8 protein-coding genes are annotated in these 12,286 nt (G+C 68.8%); 2 read left to right on the forward strand and 6 right to left on the reverse strand.

The window, feature by feature from the left end:
• A complete protein-coding gene (gene dapE, locus ACLJQ7_RS32400) occupies positions 1–1,074 on the forward strand; it encodes a succinyl-diaminopimelate desuccinylase (RefSeq protein WP_410651941.1) in 1,074 nt (357 codons plus the stop codon).
• Here the strand turns inward: dapE and ACLJQ7_RS32405 are convergent.
• From ACLJQ7_RS32405 to ACLJQ7_RS32430, 6 genes are all read right to left on the reverse strand, one after another.
• Positions 1,067–1,954 carry an aminoglycoside phosphotransferase family protein gene (locus ACLJQ7_RS32405; protein WP_410651942.1) on the reverse strand — a complete coding sequence of 296 codons (888 nt, stop codon included), beginning with the start codon at positions 1,952–1,954 and terminating at the stop codon, positions 1,067–1,069. The two genes, dapE and ACLJQ7_RS32405, sit on opposite strands and share 8 nt — an antisense overlap.
• Entirely contained in the window at positions 1,951–3,204 is a 1,254-nt protein-coding gene (locus ACLJQ7_RS32410; RefSeq protein WP_410651943.1) for a helix-turn-helix domain-containing protein, read from the reverse strand. Before ACLJQ7_RS32410 ends, ACLJQ7_RS32405 begins: the two co-directional genes overlap by 4 nt.
• Before the next feature lie 112 nt (positions 3,205–3,316).
• Complete coding sequence (locus ACLJQ7_RS32415) at positions 3,317–4,372, reverse strand: chitinase (protein WP_410651944.1); 1,056 nt, start codon at positions 4,370–4,372, stop codon at positions 3,317–3,319.
• A 202-nt stretch (positions 4,373–4,574) separates the two neighbouring features.
• Complete coding sequence (locus tag ACLJQ7_RS32420) at positions 4,575–6,164, reverse strand: M28 family peptidase (protein ID WP_410651945.1); 1,590 nt, start codon at positions 6,162–6,164, stop codon at positions 4,575–4,577.
• Between the two features lie 143 nt (positions 6,165–6,307).
• Complete coding sequence (locus ACLJQ7_RS32425) at positions 6,308–8,575, reverse strand: M4 family metallopeptidase (protein ID WP_410651946.1); 2,268 nt, start codon at positions 8,573–8,575, stop codon at positions 6,308–6,310.
• A 277-nt stretch (positions 8,576–8,852) separates the two neighbouring features.
• Entirely contained in the window at positions 8,853–10,166 is a 1,314-nt protein-coding gene (locus ACLJQ7_RS32430) for a tetratricopeptide repeat protein (RefSeq protein ID WP_410651947.1), read from the reverse strand.
• Between the two features lie 151 nt (positions 10,167–10,317).
• On the opposite strand from ACLJQ7_RS32430, the gene ACLJQ7_RS32435 reads away from it, so the two are divergent.
• Positions 10,318–12,180 carry a glycoside hydrolase family 9 protein gene (locus ACLJQ7_RS32435; protein WP_410651948.1) on the forward strand — a complete coding sequence of 621 codons (1,863 nt, stop codon included), beginning with the start codon at positions 10,318–10,320 and terminating at the stop codon, positions 12,178–12,180.
• Positions 12,181–12,286: the final 106 nt, after the last annotated feature.

Consider the following 12,286-nt stretch of genomic DNA (forward strand, 5'->3'; position numbering starts at 1 on the left):
ATGCCTTCGCTCGACTTGCACGCCGATCCCGTCGACCTCACCGCCGCGCTGGTGGACATCTTCAGCGTTTCGGAGGAGGAGAAGGTCATCGCGGACACCGTGCAGGCCGCGCTCCAGGTGCAGGCGCCGCATCTCGAGGTGATCCGCAACGGCGACGCGGTCCTCGCGCGCACGAACCTCGGCCGTCCTTCGCGGGTGCTGCTGGCCGGGCATCTCGACACCGTTCCGGTCAACGAGAACCTGCCGGTGCGCCGTGAGGGGACCGGTGACGACGAGATCCTGCACGGTCTCGGCACCGTCGACATGAAGAGCGGTGACGCCGTCTTCCTGCACCTCGCCGCCGCACTCCGGGAGCCGAGGCACGACATCACCTTCGTGTTCTACGACTGCGAAGAGATCGAAGCGACGAAGAACGGTCTCGGCCGCATCGAGCGCGAGCTGCCCGAGTGGCTGCGAGCCGACCTCGCGATCCTCGGTGAGCCGTCGAACGGCGGGATCGAGGGCGGTTGCCAGGGCACGATGCGGATCGAGCTGCGCGTCGACGGCGTCCGGGCGCACACCGCGCGCGGCTGGATGGGCGTCAACGCGATCCACGGGCTCGCCGAACCGCTGCGCAGGCTGGCCGAGTACACGCCGCGGGTGGTCGACATCGACGGCCTGACCTACCGCGAAGGCCTGCAGGCCACGAAGATCGGCGGCGGTGTCGCGGGCAACGTCGTCCCGGACGAGGCCGTGCTCACGATCAACCACCGCTTCGCGCCCGACAGGAGCGCCGAACAAGCCGAGGCGCACCTTCGTGAGGTCTTCGAGGGCTACGACGTCAAGATTGTCGACTTGTCGCCTGGCGCGTTGCCCGGTTTGAGCGCTCCCGCGGCGGCCGAGCTGGTTGCCGCCGCCGGGGGCAAGGCGGTCGCGAAGCTGGGCTGGACCGACGTCGCGCGCTTCGCGGCGCTCGGGATTCCAGCAGTGAACTTCGGCCCCGGCGACCCGACGCTGGCGCACACCCGTCAGGAGAGCGTGCGGGCGGGCGAGATCCGGCAGGTCGCCGCGGTGCTGCGCGAATTCCTCAGCTAGTCAGGGCGAGCAGTTCGTCGAGCGCCTGCTCCGGGCCGCCATAGGTCAGGTGCGCGATGGCGAACATGGGGGCGATCACACGGCTCCAGGCGTACAACCTGTCCCCGTCGAGCCCGCAGGCGTCCGCCACCGAACTGCAACGGGCTTCGACGCCCTCGTGCCCGGCGCCGCTCACCACGTAGTCGACGGCGTCGAAGCACGGATCACCCACGCACGCCTTCGGATCGATCGCGATCAGGCCGCGCGAGCCGCCGTCCAAGGCGTTGCCGAGATGCAGATCGCCGTGGAGCAACACGACGCCGGTCTGGGTGTCCAGCAGCTTCTCGCAGCGCTCGATCGCCCGCTGCCAGGTGTCCGGGCCGATCCTGGCGGCGATGGCCGGTTCGGTGATCCGTTTGCCGATCCGGTCGAAGGACTCCTCGAACCGGCCGCGCAGGCTCCACGGCCAGCCCGCGGGCGGGGCGACGGCATGCAGGGCGGTCAGCAGTTCTCCCCAGCGCGCGGGCAGTGTCGGCAGTGGCAGATCCTCGGCGGGGGTGCCCGGCCGGATCTCTTCCAGCACCATCGCGCCGGCGTCCGCGTCGGCGGCGAGGACGGCGGGCACCCGGCCCGACGGCGCGAAAACCCGCAGCATTTCGAGCTGTTTGGTGAGCAGCGCCCCGTCCGGGCTGAGTTTGAGCACCGCCGGCGTGCCGTCGGACCATCGGCAGCGCAGGACGACGGACGAGGCTCCGCTGTCGAACAGTTCGCCGAGCTCGAAGTCCCAGCGAGAGGCCAGCCGCTCGGCGAGGGCGGGTACTCCGGCGAGCCATCCGTCGGCGTCGGCGCCGAATCGGCTCACCAAACGGGCGCTGATGTCGGCCAAATCCACTTCGGTCATCGGGGAACGTCCTCCTCGGCTCCGAGAAGGAGCAGTCCATGCCGCAGTAGGTCCGCGGCCTCTTCGAAGCGCCCTTGATCGCGAAGTAGCTCTCCCGCTTTGTCGATCGCAGCGGCCAAGACGCCGCGAGTGTCGTGGAGAGCGGCCACGTCGATGGCATGCGCGAAGCCTGCTTCGGCCGCTTTGATGTCTCCACGGGCCAGGGCCAGCGAGCCCCGCTGGAACGTGAGTGAAGCGGACAGCGGCGAGTCCTCCGGGATGGCTTCGGTTGCTTCGGAGAGTAGCGCGGCGGCGTCGTCGAGACGACCGAGTTCCCGGCAGACGTCGGCGAGTTCCAGCGTGACGACGTGATCGGGCGCGGCCGCGCGTGACGCGCGAAGGTCCGTGAGGGCGCCTTCGGGGTCGTCGGCACGCCGGTTCAGTGCCCGCGCGAACAGGCACCGAGCCAGCACCGGCCGCAGGGCGCGTTCGTGGAGCAGGTCGTGCAGTGCCGACACGGCGGCGACGGCGTCGGCCAGCCGTCCTTCGCCGAGATAGGACTCGGCTAGCCTTCGCTGGTTCTCGGCGAGTTCGGCGAGGATCTCTTCGCCGCCGCGAGCCAGCCGAAGTGCCTCTCCCGCGTGATGCGCGGCTTGGGCGTTCTCGCCGAGGCGGAGCCGTCCGTCGGCCAGGTATGCGTGCAGGGTCACCAGGAGCACCGGATGCGGATGACGGCCGACGCTCGCGTCGAGCGCGGTCCGGAGCAGATGCATCGCGTGATGCGGCTCGCCCCGGTCGATCAGGACGTTCGCGCGCAGGGCGGCGGCCAATCCGCAGTACGGCGGGATGTCGTCGGCGAGCGCGGCTTCGGCGGCGGCCACCGGCCGCGCCCTGGCGTCACCCTCGGCGAACCGCGCGAGCCACAGCCAGGCGAGTCCGGCCTGGCGGTCGCGGCCGATCTTCTCGGCCCGCCGGGCCAGGCGCCGCATCTTCGGCGCCGAACCGGTCCCCGCCAGGAAGTCCGTCGCGGCCGCCGCGATGTCCAGGTCGAGCCGGACGTCGTCGCGGGGCGACGTCACGCCGAGCAGTTCGCCGGTGTCCACGCCGAGCCGCGCGGCGAAATGGCGCACCGCGTCACCGGAGGGTGTCCGCGCACCGGTCTCGACCGACGAGACGTACGCGGCGGAGTAGTGCGGTTCGGCGAGTTCGCGCTGGGTGAGGCCACGTTCGGCGCGGAGCCGCCGTAGCCGTCCGCCGACTTCGTCGCCCATGCCCGAGAACGATACGGGCGATCCCGTCGAGGACGTGAGTTCGCCGTTCGATCACGCGAGTTCGCCGTGCGGAACCGGCGAACTCGCGTGATCAGCGGCGTAACTCGCCAGATCAGCGGCCCTGCAGGGATTTCACGTTCTGCCCGAAGGTCCAGTTCCGCGAACCGTCCCAGTTGATCGACCAGGTCATCAGGCCCTTGAGGGCCGGGATGCTGCGGTACGCCTGGGAAACCAGGCTCGGCGACATGTAGCCGCCGCCGGCGCCCGCCTGCGCGGGCAGGCCCGGAGCCTGCTTGTCGTAGGGGACGCGGATCGTCTGGCCCTGGATCACCAGGCCCTTGTCGAGGCAGTTGGTCTGCGCGACGAAGCCCTGGACCGTCCCGGCCTGGTAGGAATCACCGGAGCAGCCGTACATGCTTCCGTTGTAGTACTGCATGTTCAGCCACCACAGCCTGCCGTTGTCCGCGTACTTCTTGATGATCGGCAGGTAAGCGCCCCAGATCGAGCCGTAGACGACGCTGCCGCCGGTGACGTACGCGGTCTCCGGTGCCATGGTGAGCCCGAAGTTCGGCGGCATCGCGGCGAGGACGCCGTCGATGATGCGGATGAGGTTCTTCTGTGACGCGGAAAGCGTGCTGATGTTCCCGCTGCCGGTGAGGCCGGTTTCGATGTCGATGTCGATCCCGTCGAAGTTGTACTTCTTCAGGATCGGCACGATGGTCGCGACGAATTTGTCGGCCACGGTGGCCGAGTTCAGGTCGATCCCCGCGGTGGCGCCGCCGATCGACATCAGGATCGTCGCGCCCGCGTCCTTCGCGGCGCACATTTCGGACGGGGTCGCGACCTTCACAGTCGCGTCCATCCCGTCCTCCCATTTGGCCGTTCCGTCGGACAGGATGACCGGAAAGGCAGCGTTGAGCACGTTGTACCCGTTGGCCTTGATTCGGGCGTCGGTGATCGGGATCCAGCCCATCGGCGGATGGACGCCGTTCGAGGCGCCGTCCCAGTTCTCCCAATAGCCTTGCAGGACCTTGCCCGCGGGCTTCGATTTGACCGCGCAGACTTCGGCGTCGGGAGACGCTTGCGCCGAACCCAAGGCGACGAGTGTGGTGACGGCGAGTACCGCCGCGCCGGTGATTGCGAGCAGCCGTGAGACGCGACCGAACATACCCAGCTCCCATCTCGAAAGCGGTTTGAACGAACAGGAAGCGGCCGTTCGGCTCAACATAGGTCGCCGCGCACGAGCGGCGCTACCGACGATCGGGTGGTCTAGACCAGATATCGAAAGGTTGTCCGGAAATCCCGTCACGCACGAGGGCCATCGCACGAGGCCGGGTGTCCTCGTGCGATGGCCCTCGCCATTCGGTCGGTCAGACGGTGATGGTCCAGCTGTCGAGCGTGCCGGTGTCCTGCGCGTAGGCGTCGTAGAGCACGAGGGTCCAAGTGCCGGAAGCGGCTTCGTTGGTCACGGGGACCGAGTAGTTCCGGGTGCCCAGATCGGTGCAGGGCAGGGAACCGGTGGCCTTGACCGAGTACGTGCTGCCGTCGGGGGCCTTCAGGCTGATCCGGAGGTCCTCGGAGCAGGTGTGCGTCCCGGTGATCGACACCTTCACCGGTGAGGTCGCCGAACCCGTCGCGCTGGAAGTGATCGGACTGTTGACCGTCGCGTAGTCGTTCAGCGCGAAATCGGTGCCATTGGTGAACGTACGCACGCTGACATCGCCGACGGTGAGCGTGTACTGCGCCGTGCGGTCCACCGAGGTCCCGTCACCGGTCACCGTGATCGTGCTGGTGCCGTTGGGAGTGCTCGCCGACGTCGCGATGGTGAGCGTCGAAGATCCGCCGGACTGCACGGACGCGGGGTTGAACGTCGCGGTCGCCCCGGCGGGAAGACCGCTCGCGCTCAGCGAAACCGCTTGCGCCGAACCGGAAGTCGTCGTGGTGTTGACCGTGACGGTCGCCGACTGTCCCGCTTGGACGGTGCCGGAGGACGGCGAAAGACCGAGCGAGAAGTCGGGTCCGGTCGACGTTCCGACGGCGAGCTTCCAGAGCGCGTACGCGATCGCGTCGCTGTTCTTCTCCAGCGGGGTGTCCGGGATGTTCGACAGCGTGTCGCACGCGCGGTGGTAGCAGCTGTCGAACGCCCTTCCGGCCGTGCCGCCCCATTTCTGTTGCTGTGCGGCGCTCTTCGTGTACCCGGCGCCGGTCGCGAGACCGCCGACCGGGATGCCCGCGCTCTTGAACGACGCGTGGTCCGAACGGCCGTCGCCCTCGGTGTCGCCCTCGGTCTGGATGCCGATCGTCCGGAAGTATTCGTCGAACACGGCCTTGACCGAAGCGACGTCGTCATAGACGAAGTAGCCCCAGTTGTCGGAGCCGATCATGTCGAAGTTCAAGTAGGTCTTGATCTTCGTGCGCTCGGTCTGCGGCAGGCTGTTGACGTAGAACTTGGACCCGCGCAGGCCGGACTCCTCGTCGGCCCACCAGCCGAAGCGGACCCGCTTGGCCATCGTGGGGTTCTCGCGGGCCAGGGTCAACGCGACTTCGAGGATCGAGGCCGAGCCCGAGCCGTTGTCGTTGATACCGGGGCCGGCGCTGACGCTGTCGAGGTGCGCGCCGAGCATGATGACCTGGTTGGCGTCACCCTGCGGCCATTCCGCGATGATGTTCTGGTTCGAGCCCGCGCAGCTCGTGCAGGACTGCAAAGTGACGTTGTAGCCCGCGTCGCGCAGCTTCTGCGCCACATAGGACACCGACGCCGGATAGCCCGGCCGTCCGGCGGCGCGGTTGCCGCCGTTCTGGTTGGCGATGGTCTGCAACGCGCTCAAATGCGCCTTGACGTTGGCGAGCGAGATGTCCGGTGCGGCGGCGGCCGTGACCGCCTGCGCGGGTGCCGTGACGACACCCAGTACGGCGGCCATGCCGACGACGGCCGCTCCTATTCTCTTTCCCCACTTCATGCCGGGGCGTTCCTTTCTGGAGGGGTTTCGCGTGAAGGACTCCTTCCCTCGTCGGATTCCATCTGCGCGCGCAGCGCGTCCGTCGAGGGCGGCGGCGGGGCATGGATGGACGAGGGAAGGAGTCCTTCACGCGCGGGAGGGCGCTAGACCGTGATGGACCAGCTGGAAAGCGTGCCGGTGTCCTGCGCGTAGGCGTCGTAGACCACGAGGGTCCACGTGCCCGCCGCGACTTCGTTGGTCACGGGGACCGAGTAGTTCCGGGTGCCCAGATCGGTGCAGGGCAGGGAACCGGTGGCCTTGACCGAGTACGTGCTGCCGTCGGGGGCCTTCAGGCTGATCCGGAGGTCCTCGGAACAGGTGTGCGTCCCGGTGACCGTCACCTTCACCGGCGAAACCGCGTTGCCGGTGGCGGTCGAGGTGATCGGGCTGTTCACCGTGCCGTAGTCGTTCAGCGCGAAGTCGGTGTCGTTGCTGTAGGTGCGCACGTCACCGCCGGTGCCGACGGTCAGCTTGTACTGCGCGGTGTGCGCCCCGCTCGCCGCGGTGCCGGTCACCGTGATGGTGCTGGTGCCGTCAGGGGTGCTCGCCGACGTCGCGATGGTGAGCGTCGAGGAGGCGCCGGACTGCACCGAAGCCGGGTTGAACGTCGCGGTCGCCCCGGCGGGGAGGCCGCTCGCGCTCAGCGCGACCGACTGGGCCGCACCGTTGGTGGTCGCGGTGTTCACCGTGACCGTGGCCGACTCACCCGGCTTGACCGAACCCGCCGCCGGGGTGACGCCGACGGAGAAGTCGTCACCCTGCGGGGTGCACGAGGTCGGTTCACCGGTCGCGGCGGGCACGCTGATGGCGTTCCAAGCGGCCTTCGTGGTGTTGAACTCGGTGCAGGAACCCGGGTACAGCGCGAGCGCCGCTTCCAGGGTGGCCTTGCGGGCCGCCCGGTGGTTCCAGCTGGAGGTCTTCTTCAGCAGGCCGTTGTAGAAGATCTTCGCGGCCTTCTGGATGCCGATCCCGGTGATCGAGGTGTTGTTGCAGGTCGGGCTGGCCGGCTTGCCGACCGGCGCGGTGCCCTCCGCCAGCAGGTAGAACCAGTGGTTCTGCGGGCCGGCGGCGGCGTGCACCTCGGTGTTCGGGATGGACGACGAGTAGCAGTCGGGGTTGCCGGAGACCCTGCTCGGCTGGTTCATGTAGCGGATCGGGCCGCGGCCGACCAGGTTCACGCCCTCGCCGACGTCGTAGTCGGGGACGTCCTTGGCGTTGTTGGCGTAGTGCTCGGTGACGGCACCGAAGATGTCACCGGTGGACTCGTTGAGGCCGCCGTTCTCGTTGCCGCTGCCCGCGCCACCCGGTGTGGTCTGGAAGATGGCGTGGCCGTACTCGTGCGCGACGACGTCCATGGGGGTGGCCTGACGCTGGCTGTCCGAGGAACGGCCGTAGGTGGTCGAGGAACCGTTCCAGTAGGCGTTGGCCTGGTTGAGGCCGACGTAGGCGGGGAAGCCGCCGCCGTTGCCGTTGATGCCGTTGCGGCCGAGCCATTCGCCGAGCATCTTCCACTCGGTCTGGACGCCGAAGAGCGCGTCGACGCAGGCGGTTTCCAGATCGGTGCCGGAACCGTTGCCCCAGTTGTCGTCCGGTCCGCTGTAGGGCGAGCCGTTCTGGCGGGCGCAGCTGATGTTGGTGCGCTGCGGGTCACGCATCGTGTACGTGCCGCCGGAGTTCGTCGTGTCGATGGTGACGTTGCCGGCGTAGTAGCTGTTCCCGGCGCCCAGCGTGCTGACGTCGTTCGACGTCGCCTTCGGTGCGGCGGCGGGGAAGTTGGACATCTTGACGTCGTCACGGGTTTCGAGCACCGCGCCGGTGGCGCCGTCCACGAAGACGTGCAGGTTGCTCGGGTTCGCCGCCTTGGTGCCCGCCACGACGACCTCGTAGGCGAGCTTGGGGGAGTTCCCCGCCAGCACGACGAGCTTCGGTGCGACGACACTGTCTACTTTGGACAGCTGCCCGCGGGCGACCTCGGTCGCCTTCGCCGCGGAGATCCTGGCCTTGGTGTCGACCGAGATCGCCGCGGTCTCCGCGGCGCTGGTGCCGCGGACGCGCCCGGCGCCGTCGGCCACCACCACCGCGTCCCCGCCGACGACCGGCAGGCCACGGTAGGTTCGTTCGTATGCGGCGTAGAAGAGTCCGCCGCCACCGGGTGTCATCCCGACGCGGCGGAAGTCCTCCTGCGGCCCCCTTCGCAGCTGGTCCACCCCGGTCGCGGCGGCCCGGTCGGCCGCGCTCGCGGCCACGGCGTCGGGGCTCGCGGGCTGGATGGTGGCGGTGGTCGCGTTCGCCGGGGTCACCGGGAACGTCATGCTCAGGGCAAGGCCGGCGACGGCCGCCAACCCTGTTCTGAGCCCTCGCTGAACGGTCATGTGAACCTTCCATGGGCAGGACCGTGTACCCGTCCGGCCTTCAGGCGCGGCGGGGAATTCGACCTGGCGGGCGCACGGCGGGGGACGGGGAGCGTGCCCATTCGGATAACTGGAGTTATCCCGATGGACACGTCCGAGTAAAGGAGCCGGTCACAAGGTGCGTCAATGGGCCGGATGGCCTAGCGGGACTGGTGAAGATCCACATGCGGGGAATGAAATGCCTGGGTAGTAAGAGTTTTCCCGCCAGGTGCGATATATGGCGACTTTCGTATGGTTTTCAGCCGGTCGGCCCGAAATCGGACATAGCGGCCGCGCGTACGCCGCGCCGATAGGCCTCCGCCGCCTTTTCGATTAATCCGCGGGCGCGCAAGGCGTCGCCCAAATGCAGTGAGGTGGCGACGAGCGCGCCGCGCAGTTCGGACTTTTCCTGTGCGGTCGCGGCTTCTTCGAGTAGCGCGGTCGCCTCGGGCAGGTCGCCGCGCGCGCGGGCGATGAGTCCCAGCAACCGGAGAACCTCGGCCCTGGCCTCGATATCGGGGGATCGATCCAGAAGCGGGCGGATCCCTTCGGCGAGTTCGGCGGCCTCGTCGAGCTTTCCTTGGCGGCGGCGGACATCGGCGAGTTCGATGGTCGCGCCGAGTACACCTTCCCGCGATCCGGCCTTGGCGAGAAGATCGCGCGCGAGCCGCAGTTCGGCGTGGGCCTCGTCGAGTTTGCCCAGCCGTCGCCAGAGGAAGCCGCGCGCCCAGCGGCTGCGGGCGGCGTCGCGGTCGTAGCCGAGGGAAGTGAACAGGCGCAGTGCCCGCGACAGATCCTTCTCCGCGCGGTCGACCAGCCCGATCTCCTGCCACAGTTGCGCCGCCTGCCGGTGATAGCGCGCGGCGATGTCCGCGCGGCGGGCGGAAGGAAGGACGCGGCGGCCCTCTTCGGCGGCACGGCGGGCACGGCGGAGTGCGCCCATTTCGATCAAGGGATGGAGCAACGCGGTCACCAACGCCAGCTCGGCGTCGGGATCGCTCGCGCCGGCGGCGCGGAGCTCGGCGAGCGCGTTCTCCACGAGCGCGACCGAGGCGCCCAGGTCGCCCGAAAGCGCGCGGCAGGCGGCGACGCGGTTGACGATCATCGCGCGCAGTCGCGGCGACGCGGCGTCGGCGAGCTCCATGGCGTGCGCGAATCCCTTGTCCGCCAACGGGATGTCGTAGCGTTGCCACTGGACCTCACCGAGGTAGAAGCGCGCGTGGCATTGGACTTCCGGCAGCCGGTACTCGGCCGCCCGGTGTTCCACTCGGGTGAACTCGCGTTCGGCGGCTTCGAGTCCACCTTGCTGTAGCTCGCGGTACGCGGTCTCTAGCGCGTCGGTGAGTTCCTCGGCGGCGCCCGGTGGCCGGTCGAAGCGGAGTTCGTCCGCGGTGAGGCCGAGCCGTCGCGCGAGGTGGGAGAGCACGTCGTCCGAGGGCGGACGGCGGCCCGACTCGACCTTGGCGAGGAAACCGCGGTCGTAACGCGGCTCGGCGAGCTCACGCTGAGTCAGCCCGCGTGCCCGGCGCAGCCGCCGGATCCGCGCGCCGAGTGGTTCTGCCTCGGGCGGCATCGATCCACGGTAGACGATTACCCGCCGACATCGGCCGGAACCGGTGACTTCCGACCGGCGAAACGGACATATTGACTGGCGGCGTCCCGGGAGCTAACGTCATGCGCCATAAAAAGGAAACTTTCTTAACTAATTCGTGAGCGGGGCGCCGATGATGGTGAGTTCCTGGTCCCGGACGGTGGCCGCGGTTTCGGCACTGGTCCTCGGGGGTTTAACGGTTCCGGCGGTTTCGGCCGCGGCGGCGGTGCAAGGTGAGGTGCGGGTCGACCAGGTCGGCTACGGCATCACCGAGACCAAGCACGCCTATCTCCTGTCCAGCGCGCCGGGCGCGTTCTCGGTGATCGACGAACGCGGCCGGACCGTCCATCGTGGACGGACCGGCCAGTCGCTCGGCGCGTGGAACGCGAAGTACCCGGCGGTGTACCAGCTCGACCTGTCGAAGGTCTGGCTGCCGGGCAAGTACCGGATCGAGGTCACCGGAGAGACCAAGGCGACGTCGCCGACGTTCCGGGTGGACACCAGGGACCGGCTCTTCACGCCGCTCGTCCGGGCCACCAACGAGTTCTTCCAGGCGCAGCGCGACGGCGACGACATCATCCCCGGCCGTCTCGACCGCAAACCCTCGCATCTGGCGGACAAACAGGCCACGGTCTACGAATGGCCCGCGTTCGGCGGTGAATTCGGCGACGAGATCACCGAACCGCTGAAGCCGTCGGGCGGGCCGATCGACGTCGAGGGCGGCTGGGTCGACGCGGGCGACTTCGTCAAGTTCACGTCGAACACGGCGTACTCGCTGGCGGAGCTGGGTTACGTGCTCCGCGAGGACTACGACCGGGCGCTGGCCAAGGAGGTCAAGCTCGGCCTCGACTGGCTCGACAAGATGTGGGACGAGAAGAGCAAGACGCTCTACGCCCAGGTCGGAATCGGGACGGGCAGCGACAAGTTCGGGTTCCTCGGCGACCACGACGTCTGGCGGAACCCGCACGACGACGACCCGCTCGACGTGAAACCCGGTGACCCCAAGTACTTCGTGAAGCACCGGCCGGTCTTCCCGGCGAACCCCGGCGGATCCGCGCTCAGCCCGAACCTCGCCGGCCGGGTCGCCGCCGCCTTCGCGCTCGGCGCCCAGGTCGAGGCGAGGCGGAACCCCGCGCTGGCAAGGGAATACCTCGCCGAGGCCTCGTCGGTCTTCGCGCAGGCCAAGACCGAGAACGTCGGCGAACTGGTCACCGCGTTCCCGCACGCGTACTACCCGGAGTCGTCCTGGCGGGACGACATGGAACTCGGCGCCACACAGCTGGCCCTGGCGGCCAAGGCCCTGCGTGATCCGCGGTCCGCCGAGTGGACGCGGCAGGCGGCGCACTGGGCGAAGGCCTACATCGACCTCGAAGAGAAGAGCACGCTCAACCTGTACGACACCAGCGCGCTGGCGCACGCCGAACTGGCGAAGCTACTGCGGCACGGCGTCCCGGGTGCCGCGGTCGGCCCGAAGGAACTGATCGGCGACCTCCGCCGTCAGCTCGACGAAGGGGTCGCGAGCGCGGCTCAGAGTCCTTTCCGGACCGCCGTCTCGGTGAAGGAATTCGACGCGGCCAGCAAGAGCTTCGGGTTCGCCGCGACCGAACGGTTGTACGCGGACCTGACCGGTGACCGCCGGTACGCGGCGTTCGGCTCGCAGCAGCGGAACTTCACCCTCGGCGCGAACGCCTGGGGCATCTCGCTGGTCGTCGGCGTCGGCACCACGTACCCGCGGTGCCCGCACCATCAGGCGGCGAACCTCGCCGGTGAGGAGAAACTGCTCTACGGCGCCGTCGTGAACGGCCCCAACGGAGCGGAGAACTTCGAGCACATGGAGCTCCCGCCCGGTTCGAAGGACTGCAAGAAGCCCTTCGAAGCCTTCGACACCCCCGAGGCCCGCTACGCCGACGACCTCGCGTCGTGGCCGAGCAACGAGCCCGCCATCGACTTCACCTCGACGGCCATGCTCGCGTTCGCGCTGACCGGGCGTTCCTGACCGCGACCGCGGGGCCCGCTCACCGGCGGGCCCCGCGTTCGCGCATCCGACAACTCCTGTTCGCGGCGATGCTGCCGCTCCGGACGGTGACGACGTCGTAGGCTTG

Origin of the sequence: Amycolatopsis sp. cmx-4-54, assembly GCF_046548895.1 — a bacterium.
Taxonomy (GTDB): Bacteria; Actinomycetota; Actinomycetes; order Mycobacteriales; family Pseudonocardiaceae; genus Amycolatopsis.

Coding starts and splice junctions, on each gene's coding strand:
- ACLJQ7_RS32405 (WP_410651942.1), bottom strand. CDS start 1,954: ATGACCGAAGTGGATTTGGCCGACATCAGCGCCCGTTTGGTGAGCCGA.
- ACLJQ7_RS32435 (WP_410651948.1), top strand. CDS start 10,318: ATGATGGTGAGTTCCTGGTCCCGGACGGTGGCCGCGGTTTCGGCACTG.
- ACLJQ7_RS32425 (WP_410651946.1), bottom strand. CDS start 8,575: ATGACCGTTCAGCGAGGGCTCAGAACAGGGTTGGCGGCCGTCGCCGGC.
- dapE (WP_410651941.1), top strand. CDS start 1: ATGCCTTCGCTCGACTTGCACGCCGATCCCGTCGACCTCACCGCCGCG.
- ACLJQ7_RS32430 (WP_410651947.1), bottom strand. CDS start 10,166: ATGCCGCCCGAGGCAGAACCACTCGGCGCGCGGATCCGGCGGCTGCGC.
- ACLJQ7_RS32410 (WP_410651943.1), bottom strand. CDS start 3,204: ATGGGCGACGAAGTCGGCGGACGGCTACGGCGGCTCCGCGCCGAACGT.
- ACLJQ7_RS32415 (WP_410651944.1), bottom strand. CDS start 4,372: ATGTTCGGTCGCGTCTCACGGCTGCTCGCAATCACCGGCGCGGCGGTA.
- ACLJQ7_RS32420 (WP_410651945.1), bottom strand. CDS start 6,164: ATGAAGTGGGGAAAGAGAATAGGAGCGGCCGTCGTCGGCATGGCCGCC.